Origin of the sequence: Shinella sp. HZN7 (assembly GCF_001652565.1) — a bacterium.
Lineage (GTDB): Bacteria > Pseudomonadota > Alphaproteobacteria > Rhizobiales > Rhizobiaceae > Shinella > Shinella granuli.
On sequence record NZ_CP015736.1, the window covers coordinates 2,111,209 to 2,130,579 of the forward strand.

Here is a 19,371-nt window from a genome sequence, read left to right on the forward strand (position 1 = left end):
GCGTTTTGTGCTCCTAGCCTATCTTGCGCACGAGCTGCGCCGTCGCCAGCAGCGTGACGAGGTCGCGGATCATCGGCTTGATGTACCGGTCGAAATCGATGGGCGTGTCGACCGGCGGCAGCTCGAAGAAATCCTTCTTCGCCGGCACCAGCAGGTAGCATTCCCGGCCCTTGAGGGCGAGACGGACCACGTCGTCCCGCCACACGCTCGCGAGGTAGTCCAGTGCCTTCGCGAGCGTACCCTGCACGATGGGCGTCGCCGCCTCGGCCCGGTCGGTGCGGAATTCGTGCAAGGCGTCCACCTCCGGATTGCCGCTGGTGACCAGCGCCAGCGCCCCGCCGCCGAAGAGGTCGCGCATGAAGCGCTGCACCGCATTCGGCTTGCGCGCGGCGATCAGGAGGCCGGGAAACTCCTCCTCCCGCAGGAAATGGAAGATCACGCCCTTGAACGTGGTCTGCCGGCTCTTGCCGCTGCCCGTGCTGAGCTCCGTCTCCGAGAGCGTGAAGACCAGCCCTTCGTGTATCCCCGCGATCATGTCGCCATGCTGGGCGCGGTCGCGCGGCACGAATTCCTTGCCCGGCATGCCCGACAGGAAGCGCGGCGTCGCGCCGTGCACATACTGCACCTCGTCGACGAAGCCGAAGACCAGCGGCAGCAGGCGGTCGCGCAGGCCCTGCTGGAAGCGTTTCGCCGGCGCCACGGCGAATTTCCAGGCGAAGGTCGCCCCCGCGATCAGGATGAACAGCGTGAAGAAGGTCCAGTCCTCCTCGATCTGCGTCGCGACCAGATAGAGCACCAGCGCCGAGAAGAGCAGGTAGACGCCGAGCACCAGCGTGACGGTCAGATACATGTCGCGCGCCACCTTGGGCCGCGCCGCATTGTAGGCCTCGACCGCCGCCCGCACCTCCTCCAGCGCCGCATTGTCGGGCGTCAGCGCCGCTTCGTCCACCATCACGTCCATGACCGCCCCCTTTTCCGAAGCATAACGGCCCGGCCCGCCCGCAAATTCGTTTCCCTTTTGTACTCTTCACCCCTTTCCTTTCGGCATGACTCTCGCCATATTCCCCGCATGGCCAGATCACCGAAGAAATCCTCGCCCTCGAACACCGGTTTCGAGGAAGCCCCGCAATCGCCTTTCACCGGGACGCCCTTCGAGTGGAACGAGAAGGACAAGCGAGTCCCGGAAGAAAAGAGCGAGCCGCTTTCCGGCAGCGTCTCCGACTGGGTGAAGCAGCTCGAAGCCGAGGCGGAGGCCGCGAGCGTCGAAAGCCGCCGCGAGGTCGCCTCCAAGGCGGGCAAACACCGCAAGACGGTGGAGAACGCCGCCCGCCGCCATACCGAGCAGGTCACGGTCTCAAAAACGTCCCGCGGCGTCTCGATCGGCGGCTCGTCCGACCCGAAGACCCGCGCCGCCGCCGGCCTGATGCCCGTCTCCGGCCTCGACGTCTCGCTGGAGGACGCCGCCGCGCTGGAGAAGGGCTCCGGCGTCACCGCCACCGTGGAGGCCCTGTCGAAGCTCATCGAGAGCGGCAACCCGCTCTTCAAGGACGGCAAGCTCTGGACGCCGCACCGCCCCGCCCGGCCGGAAAAGTCGGAAGGCGGCATCCCGATCCGCATGATCAGCGACTACAAGCCCGCCGGCGACCAGCCGACCGCCATCAGGGACCTCGTCGACGGCCTTTCCGACGGCGAGCGCAGCCAGGTCCTGCTCGGCGTCACCGGCTCGGGCAAGACCTTCACCATGGCCAAGGTGATCGAGGAGACGCAGCGCCCCGCCGTTATCCTCGCCCCGAACAAGACGCTCGCTGCCCAGCTCTACAGCGAATTCAAGAACTTCTTCCCGGAAAACGCGGTCGAATACTTCGTCTCCTACTACGACTATTACCAGCCGGAAGCCTATGTGCCGCGCTCGGACACCTATATCGAGAAGGAATCGTCGATCAACGAGCAGATCGACCGCATGCGCCACTCCGCCACGCGCTCGCTGCTGGAGCGCGACGACTGCATCATCGTCGCCTCGGTCTCCTGCATCTACGGTATCGGCTCGGTCGAGACCTACACCGCCATGACCTTCCAGATGGAGGTCGGCGAGCGGCTCGACCAGCGCCAGCTCCTGGCCGACCTCGTCGCCCAGCAGTACAAGCGCCGCGAGATGGATTTCCAGCGCGGCTCCTTCCGCGTGCGCGGCGACACGATCGAGATCTTCCCCGCCCACCTGGAGGATGCCGCCTGGCGCATCTCGATGTTCGGCGACGAGATCGACGCGATCACCGAGTTCGACCCGCTGACCGGCCAGAAGACCGGCGACCTGAAATCGGTGAAGATCTACGCCAACAGCCACTACGTCACCCCCCGCCCGACGCTGAACGGCGCCATCAAGGCCATCCGCGAGGAGCTGAAGCACCGCCTCGTCGAGCTGGAAAAGGCCGGCCGCCTCCTGGAGGCGCAGCGCCTCGAACAGCGCACGCGCTACGACCTCGAAATGCTGGAGGCCACCGGCTCCTGCGCCGGCATCGAGAACTATTCGCGCTACCTGACGGGCCGCCGCCCCGGCGAGCCGCCGCCGACCCTCTTCGAATACGTGCCGGACAACGCGCTGATCTTCATCGACGAAAGCCACGTCACCATCCCGCAGATCGGCGCCATGTACCGCGGCGACTTCCGACGCAAGGCGACGCTGGCCGAATACGGCTTCCGCCTGCCCTCCTGCATGGACAACCGGCCGCTCCGCTTCGAGGAATGGGACGCCATGCGCCCGGACACCATCGCCGTCTCGGCGACGCCCGGCGGCTGGGAGCTGGAGCAGTCCGGCGGCGTCTTCGCCGAGCAGGTCATCCGCCCGACCGGCCTCATCGACCCGCCGGTCGAGGTGCGCCCGGCGAAGAGCCAGGTCGACGACGTCCTGGGCGAGATCCGCGAGACCGCGCAGGCCGGCTACCGCACGCTCGTCACCGTGCTCACCAAGCGCATGGCCGAGGACCTCACCGAATACCTGCACGAACAGGGCGTTCGCGTGCGCTACATGCACTCGGACATCGACACGCTGGAGCGCATCGAGATCATCCGCGACCTGCGTCTCGGCGCCTTCGACGTGCTGGTCGGCATCAACCTCCTGCGCGAGGGCCTCGACATTCCCGAATGCGGCTTCGTCGCCATCCTCGACGCCGACAAGGAAGGTTTTTTGCGCTCGGAGACGTCCCTTATCCAGACCATCGGGCGCGCGGCGCGAAACGTCGACGGCAAGGTCATCCTCTATGCCGACACGATCACCGGCTCCATGCAGCGCGCCATGGACGAGACGAGCCGCCGCCGCGAAAAGCAGGTGGCCTACAACGAGGCCAACGGCATCACCCCGGAATCGGTGAAGGCGAAGATCTCCGACATCCTCGATTCGGTCTACGAGCGCGACCACGTCCGCGCCGACATCTCGGGCGTCTCCGGCAAGGGTTTCGCCGATGCCGGCCACCTCGTCGGCAACAACCTGAAGGCCCATCTCGAAGCGCTCGAAAAGCAGATGCGCGACGCCGCCGCCGACCTCGACTTCGAAGCCGCCGCCCGCATCCGCGACGAGATCAAGCGCCTCAAGGCCGCCGAACTCGCCGTCATGGACGACCCGATGGCGCGGGACGAGGCGAAGGCGCAGGAAGGTGGAGCAAAGAGTGGGAAACCCCGCCGCGAGTCGATCTCCCCCTTGAGGGGGAGATGTCCGGCAGGACAGAGGGGGGTGCCGCTTCTGGCAAGACCGCGCCCAAATCCCTCTTCCAGAAACCCTCGCTCGACGACATGGGCCCGGGCACCGACACCGAGCGCCCCCTCTTCCGCAAGCCGCACCTGGACGAGATGGGCCGCGACGTCGCGACCCCGACGGGCAGATCCCTCTTCCGCAAGAACACGCTCGACGAAATGACCGTCGGCCGCACCGAAAAGCCCGTCACCGGCGACCTGCCGGACCGCCCCCCGGAAACCCTCGCCAGCAAGAAACGCCCCGCCCCCCTCCCCGAAGACCAGCCCGACCGTGCAAACGGCGTCGAGGACGCCAAACCGGTTCGGCGGGGGAAGATCGGCGTCGGGAGTTATGAGGACCCGGCGGAGGTAAAGCGCAAGGGGCGGACGAAGGGGAAAACGGGGCGGCCGGGGCGGTGAAACCGCCAGCGGCCGCAAATAGACGCCTTCTCCCGAAGCGAGTCGACAGGAAGAGAGTTCATGTAACCCCCAGACTGGGTACGGTTTTGATGCGTTCTCTAGTGAGGACGCTCAGAGAGCGGCGCTCAATCTCCGAGCAATTTCGATCAGGGATCGAAATTGCGGTATTCGACCGACAAATTTTCGGGCAAGGGTAGCCAAGCAGCCTCGTTAGTACCAACGTTTAGTCCTTACATTTTCCCCACCCCCTCCCACCCATGCCATACTCCCCTCATCCCGCCGCGGATACACCGCAAGGCGTTGCGGCGAGGCGGGGTCGGCGCTTTTGGCGGGGGACGGACGTAAGCCGTCGCCAAGGGGGCTCGCGGAAAATGGTCTCCCTCCGGCGACACGGGGGAAGCGGCGGGGCGTCGGACCGGCCCTGTCGTTTCAGCCCCGGACGGCGCGTCGGGCGTGCCTGTGCGGCACACAAGGAGGCCGGGCGTGACGGATGCGTCGGCATCGTCCGCCGGAGCGGCGTTTTCCCGGGAAAGGCGTCAAAAACCTTTCCGTCCGGGCCGGGCTCAAGGCGAGCCCGCCCGGCGCGCAAAACCGGACAGAACCCGCCCCGGAAACCGGCGGCCAACATTCCTGCGCCCGGCCTTTGCAGAGAGACCCAAGTCGCGGGCAAAAACCGCCGAACGGGGCGCTGAAAGGCGTCATATACAGATTTCTGACCCGGCGACTTCCAGCGCCCCGTCCGAAACCCGATGCGCAGACCCCGGCGTGACCCTTTTCCACGCGCGGCGATGCGGACCTGTGTCCACACGACTTCAAGGCCGGAGCGAGCGCCGGACGCGGCGTCTTTGCGCCCCCGGGCCCGCCTCCCCCATCTCAGAGGAGCCCCGATGCCCAGGACGTACCAGCTTCCCCCGCCCGACCGTCACCTGCTCGCCCGCGCGGCCGAGATGCTGGCCCTGCCGCAGCGCGTCTGCCGCAGCCGCGCCTGCCGCCGCCAGGGGCGCTGCGTCTGGTTCTTCCACGACACGCAGGAGCCCTGCTGCCTCGCCAATCTCGACGCGGCGCAACGGCGCCTCTTCGACGACTTCGTCGCGGTGGCGCGCGATATCAGGGATCTCGGCAATTCCCGGGGCAAGCTCTCCTTCGCCTCGCCCTACCGCGAGACCCGCGCCCTTCAGGACGCCGCGGTGGAGGTCGCCCGCCCGCTCCTGCGGGGCGCCGCGCTCGCCGAGTTCCGCGCCTTCGCCGCCGCGCGGGCGAAAAAGCCGCCGGTGCGATACGAGGGCGGCGAGCCGCCGCTGACGGTTTGAGATGCGCGGCCGGCCTATTCCGCCGCCTCGCCCTTCACCGCGACGGAAAGGGGTTCGAGCGCGACGGCCAGTTCGTAGGAATAGCCTTCCAGCATGGAATAGGCCTGCTCGATGGCTTGGATCTGCCCCTCCGCATTGCGGATCGCCTCGGTGATCGACTGCGAGCGGGCGCGCAGCATGGAGCCGAGAAAATCCGTGCCGGCCTTGCGGCCGAGCCGGTCGATATGCTGGCGCACGCGGTTGCGGTGGCGCTCCAGCTCGAGGATGTGGAAGCGGCTCTTGACGATGTCGTCGGAGAGCTTTCGCCGCATCGCCGCCAGCGGATCGAAGCTGCCGGGCTCGCGCTCGTCGAGAATCACGTCGTTGACCAGCGGTTCGAGCAGCATCAGGCCCTTGAGGTCGCGCGGATCGGCGAGCTGCGGGTCGAAGCCGGTGTCGTCGAAGACCTTGCGGCGCACAGGGTCGCGCAGGAGGTCGTAGCAGGTCTGCAGGCGGGCGAACTGGTCCGCGTCGCCGCCGGAATCGGGGTGCATGCCCTTGGCGGCCTTGCGGTAGGCCGCCTTCACCTGGTTGTCGTCGGCATCGCGCTCTAGTCCGAGCATGGCGTAGGGATCGATCACGCGGCCACCTGTCCGTCTTTTGTACTGCGTCGTCTGTCTAGCAAAGTCTCCGACCCCGAGGGGACGAAATTGTGGTCAGGCCAAGGCGATGCACAGAAAGCACTACTCCGCCGCCGCGGCCGTCTCGACCCGCGCCGACAGCACCGCCGCGAAGGCCGCGGCGATCACCTCCGGCCCCGCCCCCGGCTTCGTCGCGTCGGTCGAGAGAATCTGCCGGTATTTTCGCGCGCCCGGCATGCCCTGGAAGAGCCCGATCATGTGCCGCGTCACATGCGCTACCCGGCCGCCCCGGGCGATCACCCCGCCCGCATAGGCCATCATCGCATCCCGCACCGCCTCCCAGTCGTCAGCGGAAAGCGCCTGCGGACGGGCGACAGGACCGGACGGCTCATCGCCTGCCCGAAGCGGATGCGGAAAAAGATCGTCCACGCCCGTCAGGATGCCGCTATCCTGGTACGCAGCCCGTCCGAGCATGACGCCGTCCAGCCCCGTCATCTCTCCGAGCGCCTGGCCCAAAGTGTGGAGCCCGCCGTTGAGCCCGACGAAAAGGTTGGGGTTCTCCGCCTTCAGCCGGCGCACGAGGCCGTAGTCGAGCGGCGGGATGTCCCGGTTCTCCTTCGGCGAGAGCCCCTGCAGCCAGGCCTTGCGCGCATGGACCCAGACGGCGTCCGCCCCGGCGCGCGTCACGCGCGAGACGAGGTCGCGCAGCGCCACCTCGGGATCCTGGTCGTCGACGCCGATGCGGCACTTGACGGTGACGGGAATGGCGACCGCCGCCTTCATCGCCGCCACGCAGTCCGCCACGAGCTGCGGCTCGCGCATCAGGCAGGCGCCGAAGGTGCCGGATTGCACCCGGTCCGAGGGGCAGCCGACATTGAGGTTGATCTCGGCATAGCCGAACCCCTCGCCGATCCGCGCCGCCTCGGCAAGCTTCGCCGGATCGTTGCCGCCGAGCTGCAGCGCGACGGGATGCTCCACCGCGTCGAAGCCGAGCAGCCGGTCGCGATCGCCGCGCAGGATCGCATCGGCGACGATCATCTCGGTGAAGAGCAGCGCGTTCTTCGTGAGCTGCCGCGCGAAGACGCGATAATGCCGGTCGGACCAGTCGATCATCGGCGCGGTGGCGAAAATCTTCGTCCCCGTGCGCACGGCCTGCTGGTAGAATGTGGCTGCGTTCGTCATGGCCGGGCTCATACTCCATCCCAGGCCAAAAAACCACCCTCGCCTCTTTCCCCGCCCGCCCGGCGGGGTGCTAGAGTGGCGGCAGGAATCAGGACCGCCGGAGGATACCATGCCGCTCTATGCCCTCGACGACACGAAGCCGACGCTTCCCGAAGACGAGCGCTACTGGGTGGCGCCGGATGCGAATGTCATCGGCCGCGTGGTGCTCGGCGCGGATGTCGGCATCTGGTTCGGCGCTACGCTGCGCGGCGACAACGAGCCGATCACCGTCGGCGCGCGCTCGAACATCCAGGAGGGCGTCATCGTGCACACCGATCCCGGCAAGCCGGTGACGATCGGCGAAGGCTGCACGATCGGCCACGGCGCCATCATCCACGGCTGCACGATCGGCGACAACTCCCTGGTCGGCATGGGCGCGACGGTGCTGAACGGCGCCGTCATCGGCAGGAACTGCCTCGTCGGCGCCAATGCGCTGGTGACGGAGGGCAAGGTCTTCCCGGACAATTCCCTCATCGTCGGGTCCCCCGCCAAGGCGATCCGCACGCTGGACGAGGCGGCCATTGCCGGCCTCACCCGCTCGGCCGAAAGCTATGTGCGCAACTGGCAGCGCTTCAAGAACGGCCTCAAGGCGCTCTGACGCACGCATCCGACCGGAAAAAATCCACCGGCGAAACTTCCCCGCACGACAAGGTTGCGGCATACTTTCCCCGCCATGAAGGCCGCGTGAGGGGACCATGCTGCTTCGTCTCGCCATCCTGTTTCTTGCCGTCGTCATCGGCCAGCCGGCCCTTGCCGAGCGCAAGGCCGCCCTTTTGATCGGCAATGCCGGCTATGCCGCGCCGGCGACCGTGCTGAAGAACCCGCCCAACGACATCACGACCATGAAGGCGACGCTGGAAGGCGCCGGCTTCGAGGTGACGGTGCTGCAGGATGCCGGCCGCGCGGCGATGTCGGCGGCGCTCGCCGCCTTCGAGGAGAAAGTCACCGGCGCCGATATCGGCCTCATCTACTATTCCGGCCACGGCATCGAGGTGAACGGCGACAATTTCCTCATTCCGGTCGATGCGAAGCTCGCCTCGGACCGCGACGTCAAATACGAGACGATCCTGCTCGACGACCTGCTGCATGCGCTGGCAGGCGCCGCGAAGCTGAAGCTCGTGCTGCTGGATGCCTGCCGCGACAACCCGTTCCTGACCTCCATGAAGCGGATCTCCACCCGCGGCATCCCGACCCGCGGCCTTGCGCGGGTGGACAGTGCGGAAAGCAACATGCTGATCGGCTATGCCACGGCACCGGGCGAAGTGGCGCTCGATGGCGAGGGCACGATGAGCCCCTATGCGACGGCGCTCGCCCGCCACCTCGTCGTGCCGGGCCTCGAGGTCGAAGCGGCGCTGCGCGCGGTCGCCAAGGATGTGTTCGAGGCGACGGGCGGCAAGCAGCGCCCCTTCAAGACCGGCTCGCTGTTCGAAACGGTCATGCTCGGCAAGGGATTGGCGCCCGATGCCTCCGGCACGATCGGCCACAACGATCCCTGCCGGGATGCGGCGGCGCACTGGGCCGAGATCCGCGAGAGCAAGGACAAGGTGATGTTCGAGGATCACCTGCGCCTTTTCCCGACATGCGCCTTTGCCAACATAGCCCGCCAGCGCATGGCCGATCTCGCGCCCGTCGTCAGCGTGCAGGAGGCGACGGGCGAAACGGAGTGCGACCGCCTTGCGGCGGCCGAAAACGACCCGTTCAAGCTCGCCTCCGCCAAGCCGATAGGCTTCTATGATATAGACTTCGCCCGCGCCATCCCGGCCTGCGAGGCGGCGATCCGCGACAATCCGCAGGAAAAGCGATTCTTCTACCAGCTCGGCCGGTCGCTGGATCACGGCAACCGCTTTCCCGAAGCGCTGGCGGCATACCGCAAGGCGGCCGATCTCGGCAACCATCAGGCCATGCGCAACCTCGCCATCCTCTACGAGAACGGGGAAGGCACGTCGCAGGATTATGCCGAGGCCATGCGCTGGTTCCGCAAATCGGCCGAGCTCGGCAATGGCCTGGCAATGAACAATGTCGGCCTGCTCTACCGCAACGGCAAGGGCGTGCCGGAGGATCTGAACGCCGCGCTGGAATGGTACCGCAAGTCCGGCGATGCCGGCATCGCCGTTGCCATGCAGAACATCGGCGACTTCTACGACCTTGGCCTCGGCGTGAAACAGGACCTGAAGGAAGCGTTCGCCTGGTACAGGAAGGCCGCCGATGGCGGGAGCGCCGCGTCGATGACGAATCTCGGCTGGGCGCTGGCAAACGGCCGCGGCGTCAAGCGCGACGATGCCGAGGCCATGCGCTGGTACCGCAAGGCCGCCGCCGCGGGCGACGCGCAGGGCATGAACAATATCGGCACCTTCTATGAAAACGGCCGGACGGTGAAGAAGGACAAGGAAGAGGCGATGCGCTGGTATCGCATGGCCGCAGACAAGGGCAACACATACGGCGTCCACAATGTCGCCGCGCTTCTCGACGGGGACGTCAAGGACGCGGATCCGAAGGAGGCGGCCCGCTGGTTCGAACGGGCGCTTCGCCTCGGCCACCAGGATTCGCTTCGGCAGGTGAAGGAGAACAGCCGCGCCTGGTCGCTCGCCTTCCGCAAGGAGCTGCAGCGCATTCTGACCGATGCCGGCGTCTATACCGGCCAGCTCGACGGCCAGTTCGGCCCTTCGACCATTCGTGCCGTCGAAGCGATCTTCAACCAGAAGGCCAGTTGAACCGGGAGCAATCCCCGCAAGGGTGCGGAGCGGCTTTACGCAAAAACAAACGGACGCAGTTCGATGACAGCCATCGCTCCAAATGCTCCGTCATCCTCGGGCTCGACCCGATGATCCAAGCTCCACCCGCGGCATGGATGGTCGGGTCGAGCCCGACCATGACGGAGGAGAGGTTCGCGGACGTCGTCAGCTCAGCGTGAGCAGGGCATTTCCGCGATTCGAAGAAAAGCGGAAATGCTCTAGGCACAGCCCGCGCAGGTGCCGCGGATCTCGATCGTCGTCTTGCCGGTCTTGAAGTTGCAGTCCTTGGCAAAGCCCTTCAGCCGGTCCTCGATGACATGGTCGTGGAACTCGGTGACCTTGCCGCAGGTCTCGCAGATCGTGAAGGCGGTGATGCCGTGGGCGTGGCAGCCCTCCTCCGGATGGGCGCAGGCGACGAAGGCATTGATGCTTTCGAGCCGGTGCACGAGGCCGAATTCCAGGAGCTTGTCGAGGGCCCGGTAGACCTGCAGCGGCGCGCGAAACCCGTCGTCGCGCAGCTTGTCGAGGATCGAATAGGCGCTGAGCGGGCCTTCGGAATGCGTCAGCACGTCGAAGACGAGGCCCTGGTTGCGCGTCAATGGTTGCGTGGTCATGCCCGACCTCCCTGGCTTGCCGCCGAATGATCCGCTCCGCTCATCCTCGGCTTGGTGAGCAGGCTTAGAATGAACAGGGCCAGTGCTGCAACCACGATCGAGGGACCGGAGGGCGTGTCGAATTTCAAGGAACCGAAGAGCCCGCCGACGACGGCGAGCGCCCCGACGACGGAGGCGAGCACCGCCATGATCTCCGGGCTCGTGGAAAAGCGCCGGGCGGTGGCGGCGGGGATGATCAGCAGCGAGGTGATCAGCAGGATGCCGACGATCTTCATGGCGATGGCGATGACCAGCGCCATCAGAAGCATGAAGGCAAGCCGCGTGCGTTCGGGCTGCAGGCCTTCCGCCTCCGCCAGCTCCGGGTTGACCGTCGAGGCGATCAGCGGGCGCCACATCCAGACGATGGCGAAGGTGACGAGGATGCCGCCACCCCAGACGAGGTCCACGTCGGCGCGCGTGACGGCGAGAATGTCGCCGAACAGGAAGCCGACGAGGTCGATGCGCACCCAGGTCATGAAGGAGACGATGACGAGGCCGATCGCCAGCGTCGCATGCGAGAGGATGCCGAGCAGCGCATCGGTGGAAAGCGTGCCGCGCCGCTGCAACAGCAGGAGGAGGAGCGAGACGGACGCGGCGACGATGAAGACGGAGAGCAGCAGGTTGAACTCCATCAGCAGCGACAGCGCGACGCCGAGCAGGGCCGAATGCGCCATCGTGTCGCCGAAATAGGCCATGCGCCGCCAGACGACGAAACAGCCGAGCGGCCCGGCGGTGATCGCCAGACCCACGCCGGCAACGAGGGCACGGATGAAGAAATCGTCAAGCATTGCGCCGCTCCTCGTCGCGGCTGGTCGGCGCCGGTCCATGGTCGCAGCCGCAGTTCGGCCCATGCACATGGCCGATGCGCATCGGCCCCGCCCGCCCGCCGGTCGGCAGGATATCGACGGGGCGCCCGTCTTCCGGCCGGCAGTCGTCGGTGATCGAGCCGTCGGCATGCAGCACGCGGCCGTCCGGCAGGTGCGTATGGTCGTGGTTGTGGTTGTAGAAGGCGAGCGTCTGGCCGGCGCGGGCGCCGAAGAGCTTCAGATATTCCGGGCTCTGGCTGACGATCTCCGGCGTGCCCCGGCAACAGACATGGCCGTTGAGGCAGATGACCGTGTCGGTCTCCGCCATCACCACATGCAGGTCGTGCGAGATCAGCAGGATGCCGCAGCCGGTGGTGTTGCGGATCGTCTTGATGAGGTCGTAGAGTGCGATCTCGCCGGAAAAATCGACGCCCTGCACCGGCTCGTCGAGCACCAGGAGGTCCGGCCTGCGGGCGATCGCCCGGGCAAGCAGCGCGCGCTGGAACTCGCCGCCCGAAAGGTGCTGCACCTCGGCGCGGGCGAGATGGCGGATGCCGGTCGCGTCCAGCGCGGCGTCGATCTCCGCGCCCTTCAGCGGCGAGGTCAGCGTCATCAGCCGGTCGACGGTCAGCGGCATGGTCCAGTCGACCGACAGCTTCTGCGGCACGTAGCCGACCTTGAGGCCGGCCTTGCGCTCCACCCTGCCCTCGTCGGCCTTGAGCACGCCGATCGCCGTCTTGGCGGTGGTGGACTTGCCGGAACCGTTGGGGCCGATCAGCGTGACGATCTCGCCCGGCGCGATGGAGAATTCCACGCCGCGCACGAGCCAGCGGCCCTGGCGGCGAACACCGACGCCCGCAAGCGAGACGAGCGGCTGGACGGTCTTGGTCGGGGTCTGCAGCATCATTTTTCCAAAAGCCTGTTGCGTCTGGGTATGGCACACGTTATAGCATAACGCAATTGATGTAATAACATTACATTGCTATTCAAGACGGAGATCCCCATGCAAAAGGCCGTTCGCACCCTCCTCCTCACCACCGCGCTCTTTTCCGCCTGCACCATCGCCGCGCGGGCCGAGACGCCTGACGTGGTCGTGTCGATCAAGCCGATCCATTCGCTCGTCGCCGCGATCATGCAGGGCGTCGGCGAGCCGGCCTTGATCGTCGAGGGCGGTGCCTCGCCGCACACCTACGCACTGAAGCCGTCCAATGCCGCGGCGCTGCAGGATGCCGACGTCGTCTTCTGGGTGGGCCACGGCCTGGAAGCCTTCCTCGAAAAGCCGCTGGAAGCGCTCGGCGACAAGGCGACCGTCGTGGAGCTGGAGGACGCGCCCGGCCTCGAAAAGCTGCCCTTCCGCGAAGGCGGCCCGTTCGAGGCGCATGCGCATGAGGGCGAGGACGGCCATGATCACGCCCACGGCGAGGAAGGCCACGACCACGACAAGGAGGCCGAAGGCGACCATGCCGGCGAAGCCGGGCATGAAGGGCACGAACACGGCGCCTTCGACATGCATCTTTGGCTGAGTCCCGACAATGCCCGCGCCATCGCCGCCGAAGCCACCCGCGTCCTGTCGGAAAAGGATCCGGGCAATGCCGACGCCTACAAGGCGAACCTCGCAGCGCTGACGGAAAAGCTCGGCACGCTCGACAAGGAGATCGCCGCGACCATCGCCCCAGTGAAGGACAAGCCCTTCATCGTCTTCCATGACGCCTATCAGTATTTCGAGCACCATTACGGCGTGAACACCGCCGGCTCCATCACCGTCAGCCCGGAAACCATGCCCGGCGCCGCGCGCCTCACGGAAATCCGCGAGAAGGTGAAGACGCTCGGCGCGACCTGCGTCTTTGCCGAGCCGCAGTTCGAGCCCAAGCTGGTGAACGTCGTCATCGAGGGCACCGACGCGAAATCCGGCACGCTCGACCCGGAAGCCGCAACGCTGGAGCCCGGCGCGGACCTCTATTTCACCCTGATGCGAAGCATCGCGACGTCGCTGCGCGATTGCCTCGGACAGGCAAGCTGAGCGGGCAATCGCCCGTGGAGTTCGACGTTGCCGCCACACCCCCTTCTCCCCCGCGGGGAGAAGGTGCCGGCAGGCGGATGAAGGGGTGGCGCAGGCGCAACCGATTCGTACGAGGCGCGCCCTTATCCGACCCGGAGCCTGCCCTCGGGCTCGCCTTTGGCGAGACCCGTGGGGCCCATCTTCTCCCCGTGGGCAATCGCCCTGCCCCGGCCGGAGTGAGACGACGAGCAACCAAGCGGGAGCATCCCGCCTTTTTCGGCCTCACAGTTGTAATGGTATAACATTAAAGGCAATCACATCATGGACAACCGCCTTCCCGTCACCGTTCTCTCCGGCTTCCTCGGCGCCGGCAAGACGACGCTGCTCAATCATGTGCTGAACAACCGCAGCGGCCTGCGCGTCGCCGTCATCGTCAACGACATGAGTGAGGTCAACATCGACGCCGCCCTCATCCGCGATGGCGGGGCGGACCTTTCGCGCACCGACGAACAGCTCGTCGAGATGACGAACGGCTGCATCTGCTGCACGCTGCGCGACGACCTCCTCGCCGAGGTCCGCCGGCTGGCGGAGATGAACCGCTTCGACTACCTGCTGATCGAATCGAGCGGCATTTCCGAGCCGCTGCCCGTCGCCACCACCTTCGATTTCCGCGACGAGAACGGCCGGAGCCTTTCGGATGTCGCCCGGCTGGACACGATGGTGACCGTCGTCGACGCCGCCAACCTGCTGAAGGACTACGCTTCCGAGGACTTTCTCGCCGACCGCGGCGAGACGGCCGGCGAAGGCGATACGCGCACGCTGGTGGAGCTGCTCGTCGAGCAGATCGAGTTTTCCGATGTCGTCGTCATCAACAAGACCGGCGCGGCCAGCCCCGCCGACCTGCGCGCCGCGCGCCAGATCGTCGGCAGCCTCAACAGTTCCGCCCGCATCATCGAAACGGATTTCGGCCGCGTCGACCTCACCGACATCCTCGGCACCGGCCGCTTCGATTTCGAGAAGGCGAGCGAGCACCCGCTCTGGTTCAAGGAACTGCACGGCTTCGGCGATCATGTGCCGGAGACCGAGGAATACGGCATCCGCGCCTTCGTCTACCGCGCGAGGAAGCCGTTCCATCCGACCCGGTTCAAGGCCTTCCTTAACGAGAGCTGGCCCGGCGTCATCCGCGCCAAGGGCTTCTTCTGGCTCGCCACCCGGCCGCAGCATGTCGGCGAACTGAGCCAGGCAGGCGCGCTGGTCCGCAGCGGCCGGCTCGGCCTCTGGTGGGCCGCCGTGCCGCGCCCGCATTGGCCGCAGGACCCGGCGGCGGTCGAGGCCATCGTCCGCGCGTCGGACCCCGTCTGGGGCGACCGGCGGCAGGAGCTCGTCTTCATCGGCGCGGACCCGATGGATGAAGCCGCGCTCCGCCGCCGGCTCGATACCTGTCTCGTCGAGGCGGACACTTTCGAGCCGGCGCGCTGGGCGAACCTGCCGGATCCCTTCCCGCTCTGGGTCCGCCAGGCGGGATGAGAGGATGAGGAGCCCGCCCGGCCTTGCCGCCGGGCGAGCGATCCCGTCAGTCGAGTTCGGCGGACTTTTTCCAGAGGTTGATGTCCGCGCCCTGGCTGTAGGTGTCGATCGCCGCCAGTTCCTCCGCGGTAAAGTCCGGCTTCTCCAGCGCCTTGACGCAATCGACGATCTGCGCGGAGCGGCTGGCGCCGATCAGCGCGGAGGTGATGCGCCCGCCGCGCAGCACCCAGGCGATCGCCATCTGCGCCAGCGTCTGGCCGCGCCGCTCGGCGATCTCGTTCAGCTTGCGGATGTTGTCGATGATCTCGGGACGGATGAAATCCTTCTTGAGGAAGTGGTTCAGCGCCGCGCGGCTGTCGCCCGGGATGCCGCCGAGATATTTCGTCGTCAGCATGCCCTGCGCCAGCGGCGAGAAGACGATGGAGCCGATGCCGAGCTCGTCCAGCGTATCGACGAGGCCGTCCGTCTCGATCCAGCGGTTGAGCATGGAATAGCTCGGCTGGTGGATGATGCAGGGCGTGCCGAGGTCCTTCAGGATCGCCGCCGCCTCGCGGGTGCGCTGCGAATTGTAGGAGGAGATGCCGACATAGAGCGCGCGGCCGGAGCGCACGATATGGTCGAGCGCGCCGCAGGTCTCCTCCAGCGGCGTCTCCGGGTCGAAGCGGTGGGAATAGAAGATGTCGACATAGTCGAGGCCCATGCGCTTCAGGCTCTGGTCGCAGGAGGCGATCAGATACTTGCGGCTGCCCCACTCGCCATAGGGACCCGGCCACATGTCGTAGCCGGCCTTCGAGGAGATGATCAGCTCATCGCGCAGATGGGCGAAATCCGTGCGCAGGATCTCGCCGAAGGCGGTTTCGGCCGTGCCGGGCGGCGGGCCGTAATTGTTGGCGAGGTCGAAATGGGTGATGCCGAGGTCGAAGGCCGTGCGGCACATGTCGACCTTGCGGTCATGCGGCGTGTCGTCGCCGAAATTGTGCCACAGCCCGAGCGAGATCGCCGGCAGCTTCAGGCCGGACCGTCCCAGCCGGTTGTAGGTCATCGTGTCGTAACGGTTGTCCGCAGGCTGCCAGGCCATGATAAATTCCTTCGTTCTTTATGGGCAAGTCTCAATACCGCTCTCGCGCGCATCGCGACAAGAGGCATTCGCCCCTCACCCTACCCCTCTCCCCGCAGGCGGGAAAAGGGGACGTGCCTCACGAGCGGGTATTGCTTGGGGAAAACGGTGCGGCATATCCCCTTCTCCCCGCTTGCGGGGAGAAGGGGGCCGGCAGGCCGGTTAAGGGGCGGGCCGCAGGCGATATCATCGCAAAAGCGCCCGCGCCTCCTCGATGCCCAGCGCCGCGGGCTGCGTACAGGTCGTCACGATGTCGATCGCCCTGCCCTCCTCGGCCGAACGCAGGATCGCGGTCAGGACGTCGATCGTGTGCAGCGAGCGGTCGAGCGAGCAGCGATAGTCACGGCCGGTCGTCACCGCCTCCATCATGTCGGCAAGGCCGATGCCGCGGTAGTTCGCCTGCAGGCCCCAGTCGAACTCATAGTTCTGCGCCGTCAGCGGATGGTCCCAGACCTCCACCGCCTTCGGCTCGCGGTCCGTGCCGGCGACCTCAACGGTGCCGCCGAAGAAATTCGGGTCGGGCACGAAGACGGCGCCCGCAGTGCCGTAGAGCTCCATGTTCTGGTGGCGATGCGCCCAGACATCCCAGCTCGCCATCAGCGCGACCTGCGCGCCGCTGGCAAAGTCGAGGATGGCGTGGATGTTCGTCGCGACGGCCACCGGCACCCTCTCGCCGAGGCGCGGGCCGTTGCCGATGGTGCGCTCCTCATGCGCCCGGTTGGCGAGCGCCACGACGCGCCGCACCGGCCCGACGAGGTTGACGAGGTTGTTGACGTAATACGGCCCCATGTCGAGGATCGGCCCGCCGCCCGGCGCGAAGAAGAAGTCCGGGTTGGGATGCCAGCTCTCCATGCCCGGCCCCAGCACATGCGCGGTGCCGGACATGATCTTCCCCACCTTGCCGCTGTCGATGAGATGGCGCACGAACTGGTGCGCGCCGCCGAGATAGGTATCCGGCGCCGAACCAACCTTCAGCCCCCGCGCATCGGCGATGCGGCGCAGGTCCTCGCCCTGTTCCAGCGTCAGCACAAAGGGTTTTTCGGAATAGACGTGCTTTTCCGCCTCCAGCGCCCTTTTCGAGACCGGATAGTGCGCCTCCGGCACCGTCAGGTTGACGATGACGTCGACGGCGGGATTGGCGAGCAGCGCGTCGATCTCCTGCGCGTCCACGCCGAATTCCTCCGACCGCGCCCTGGACGCGGCGGGGTTGATGTCGGCGCAGGCGACCAGCTTCAGGTTCCTGAAGGTCGGGATCAGCCTGAAATAGGCGCTCGATATGTTGCCGCAGCCGATGATGCCGACTCCGTATTCCTTGCTCATGATGGTCAGTCCTCAGAATGCCTTGATGGTCGCGATCGAGCGCGTGGCGAGCCGGGTGATGTCCCTGGGATTGTCGTGCTCGACGATGAAGTGTTTGACGGGCGAGCCGGCGAGCGCCTTGGCGAGATCGCCCCAAGGCACCACGCCGTGGCCGACATCCGCCCAGCCGTCCTCCTCCGCATTCTCGCCCTTCGGCGCGATGTCCTTGACATGCACGGCGGTGATGCGGTCGCCGTATTTCCGGATCCAGGCGAAGGGATCGGCGCCGCCGCGGATGATCCAGGCGATATCCGCCTCCCAGGCAAGGTCCGGCCCGCCGGCGAACAGATGGTCCTGCGGCACGGTGCCGTCGGGCAGCGTGAAGAACTCGAAGTCGTGATTGTGCCAGCCGAAGGTAAGGCCGGCCTTGCGGATCGGTTCGCCGGCCTTCTGCAGACGCGCGCCGAAGGCGTGCCAGCCGGCGGCGTCCGTCGGGCGGTCCTCCGGCAGGAGATAGGGGCAATAGACCGCCGCAATGCCGAGCGTACGGCAGATGGCGAGCACCCGCTCCGGCTCCGCCTCCAGCATGTCGAGGCTGAAATGGGCGGTGGGCATGGTGAGGCCGTTCGCGTCGAGGTCGGCCTTCACCGCAAGGGTCGCGGCATCGTCGAGCTCGGCATAGAGGGCGCCGTAGCCTTCCACCTGCTTGTAGCCGGCCTCGGCAAGGATGCGGAAGACCTGCGAAAAAGGCTGGAAGTTGCGGGCGCTGTAAAGCTGGAAACTGACCGTCTGCATCAAGAACTCCTCGTCTTGCTGAAAGTGGAAATCGGTAGGCCTGAGAGGGAAGCCGTGCGACCCCTAGATCCGCTCCTCCGTCCCGGCATCGAACAGCGAGGCGAGCCCCATGTCGAAGGAGAGCTTCACCACTGTCCCCGGCGCAAAGCGCCGCGCGCCGCCGACGCGGACGGAGAGGGTGTGGCCCGCATGTTTGAGCCAGAGCAGGTTGTCGGCGCCCATCGGTTCCTCGATATCGACCGTCGCCTGGTGGGTTTCGGCGCCCTCCGCGTTGACCGCGACATGTTCCGGCCGCACGCCGAGCACGACCTTGCGCCCCGGCTGGAGCGCCTCGGACGCGTCGTAGCCGTCGAGCGCAAATTCCACGCCATTGGTGACGAAGACCGGGCGACCGTCCCGCCCTGCGATCTCACCGCGCAGGAAATTCATCGACGGGGAGCCGATGAAGCCGGCGACGAACATGTTCCGCGGCGCGTTGTAGATCGTGTTCGGATCGGCGAGCTGCTGGATGACGCCGCTTTTCATGATGGCGATGCGGTCGGCAAGCGTCAGCGCCTCGATCTGGTCGTGCGTGACGTAGATCATCGTGTTCCTCAGCGACTGGTGCAGCCGCTTGATCTCCACGCGCAGTTCCGAGCGCAGCTTCGCATCGAGGTTGGACAGCGGCTCGTCGAAGAGGAAGACGTCGACGTCGCGCACCAGCGCCCGGCCGATCGCCACGCGCTGGCGCTGGCCGCCGGAGAGCTCGGAGGGCTTGCGCTTGAGCAGCGGGCCGATCTGCAGGATCTCGGCGGCGCGGGCGATGCGCTTGTCGATCTCCGGCCGCGGCATCTTGGCGACCTGCAGACCGAAGGAGAGGTTCTTCTCCACCGTCATCTGCGGATAGAGCGCATAGGACTGGAACACCATGCCGATGCCGCGGTCCTTCGGCTCTTCCCAGGTGACGTTCTTGTTCTTGATGAAGATCTGCCCGCCCGTCGGCTCCAAGAGGCCGGCGATGCAGTTGAGCAGCGTCGATTTCCCGCAGCCGGACGAGCCGAGGAGGACGAGGAACTCGCCGTCGCCGATGTCGAGATTGAGGTTTTCCAGGACGTTGACCGCGCCGAAGCTGAGCGAAAGGTCTTTGATCGATACGGACTTCTGCATGGC

At 66.6% G+C, this 19,371-nt stretch carries 15 protein-coding genes and 1 pseudogene; 6 read left to right on the plus strand and 10 right to left on the minus strand.

Translation table 11 applies throughout. From position 1 onward, the window contains the following. Window positions 1-13 precede the first annotated feature (13 nt). Window positions 14-961, minus strand: coding sequence for a DUF3137 domain-containing protein (locus shn_RS36780; RefSeq protein ID WP_084437904.1), 948 nt, complete (start codon window positions 959-961; stop codon window positions 14-16). A 108-nt stretch (window positions 962-1,069) separates the two neighbouring features. Between shn_RS36780 and uvrB the strand changes: the two are divergent. Both uvrB and shn_RS10205 read left to right on the plus strand, forming a co-directional pair. After that, window positions 1,070-4,143 (plus strand): annotated as a pseudogene (gene uvrB / locus shn_RS10200) (excinuclease ABC subunit UvrB). 887 nt (window positions 4,144-5,030) lie between these two features. Next, window positions 5,031-5,453 (plus strand): hypothetical protein, encoded by a 423-nt coding sequence (locus shn_RS10205; RefSeq protein WP_064330302.1) that lies wholly within the window; start codon window positions 5,031-5,033, stop codon window positions 5,451-5,453. Window positions 5,454-5,467: 14 nt separating this feature from the next. On the opposite strand, the gene shn_RS10210 is transcribed toward shn_RS10205, so the two are convergent. Then, a complete protein-coding gene (locus shn_RS10210) occupies window positions 5,468-6,055 on the minus strand; it encodes a J domain-containing protein (protein WP_133035306.1) in 588 nt (195 codons plus the stop codon). Window positions 6,056-6,175: 120 nt separating this feature from the next. Further along, a complete protein-coding gene (dusA, locus tag shn_RS10215; RefSeq protein WP_064332527.1) occupies window positions 6,176-7,255 on the minus strand; it encodes a tRNA dihydrouridine(20/20a) synthase DusA in 1,080 nt (359 codons plus the stop codon). A 109-nt stretch (window positions 7,256-7,364) separates the two neighbouring features. On the opposite strand from dusA, the gene shn_RS10220 reads away from it, so the two are divergent. Continuing rightward, complete coding sequence (locus shn_RS10220) at window positions 7,365-7,892, plus strand: gamma carbonic anhydrase family protein (protein WP_064330304.1); 528 nt, start codon at window positions 7,365-7,367, stop codon at window positions 7,890-7,892. A 97-nt stretch (window positions 7,893-7,989) separates the two neighbouring features. Further along, window positions 7,990-10,005, plus strand: a complete 2,016-nt coding sequence (locus shn_RS10225; protein ID WP_064330305.1) for a caspase family protein — start codon at window positions 7,990-7,992, stop codon at window positions 10,003-10,005. A gap of 239 nt (window positions 10,006-10,244) precedes the next feature. On the opposite strand, the gene shn_RS10230 is transcribed toward shn_RS10225, so the two are convergent. From shn_RS10230 to shn_RS10240, 3 genes are read right to left on the minus strand one after another with little or no spacing between them, the layout of a single operon-like run. Further along, the gene (locus shn_RS10230; protein WP_064330306.1) at window positions 10,245-10,640 is read right to left on the minus strand and encodes a Fur family transcriptional regulator; all 396 of its coding nucleotides are present in this window, start codon (window positions 10,638-10,640) and stop codon (window positions 10,245-10,247) included. After that, on the minus strand, window positions 10,637-11,467 hold the full coding sequence (gene znuB, locus shn_RS10235; protein ID WP_064330307.1) for a zinc ABC transporter permease subunit ZnuB: 831 nt from the start codon (window positions 11,465-11,467) through the stop codon (window positions 10,637-10,639). The genes shn_RS10230 and znuB overlap by 4 nt, the downstream gene beginning before the upstream one ends. Continuing rightward, complete coding sequence (locus shn_RS10240) at window positions 11,460-12,389, minus strand: metal ABC transporter ATP-binding protein (protein ID WP_064330308.1); 930 nt, start codon at window positions 12,387-12,389, stop codon at window positions 11,460-11,462. The genes znuB and shn_RS10240 overlap by 8 nt, the downstream gene beginning before the upstream one ends. Window positions 12,390-12,488: 99 nt before the next feature. Between shn_RS10240 and znuA the strand changes: the two genes are divergently transcribed. Together znuA and zigA are read left to right on the plus strand one after the other, a co-directional pair. Beyond that, entirely contained in the window at window positions 12,489-13,505 is a 1,017-nt protein-coding gene (znuA, locus tag shn_RS10245) for a zinc ABC transporter substrate-binding protein ZnuA (RefSeq protein ID WP_064330309.1), read from the plus strand. Between the two features lie 300 nt (window positions 13,506-13,805). Next, window positions 13,806-15,011, plus strand: a complete 1,206-nt coding sequence (gene zigA / locus shn_RS10250) for a zinc metallochaperone GTPase ZigA (protein ID WP_064330310.1) — start codon at window positions 13,806-13,808, stop codon at window positions 15,009-15,011. Window positions 15,012-15,057: 46 nt separating this feature from the next. Here the strand turns inward: zigA and mgrA are convergent, their stop codons facing one another. The 4 genes from mgrA to shn_RS10270 all read right to left on the minus strand — a co-directional run bounded on the left by mgrA (window position 15,058) and on the right by shn_RS10270 (window position 19,368). Continuing rightward, the gene (gene mgrA, locus shn_RS10255; protein ID WP_064330311.1) at window positions 15,058-16,089 is read right to left on the minus strand and encodes an L-glyceraldehyde 3-phosphate reductase; all 1,032 of its coding nucleotides are present in this window, start codon (window positions 16,087-16,089) and stop codon (window positions 15,058-15,060) included. Window positions 16,090-16,314: 225 nt separating this feature from the next. Further along, the gene (locus shn_RS10260) at window positions 16,315-17,448 is read right to left on the minus strand and encodes a Gfo/Idh/MocA family protein (RefSeq protein ID WP_064330312.1); all 1,134 of its coding nucleotides are present in this window, start codon (window positions 17,446-17,448) and stop codon (window positions 16,315-16,317) included. Between the two features lie 12 nt (window positions 17,449-17,460). Then, entirely contained in the window at window positions 17,461-18,222 is a 762-nt protein-coding gene (locus shn_RS10265) for a sugar phosphate isomerase/epimerase (protein ID WP_064330313.1), read from the minus strand. A gap of 63 nt (window positions 18,223-18,285) precedes the next feature. Continuing rightward, window positions 18,286-19,368, minus strand: coding sequence for an ABC transporter ATP-binding protein (locus tag shn_RS10270; protein ID WP_064330314.1), 1,083 nt, complete (start codon window positions 19,366-19,368; stop codon window positions 18,286-18,288). Window positions 19,369-19,371 lie beyond the last annotated feature (3 nt).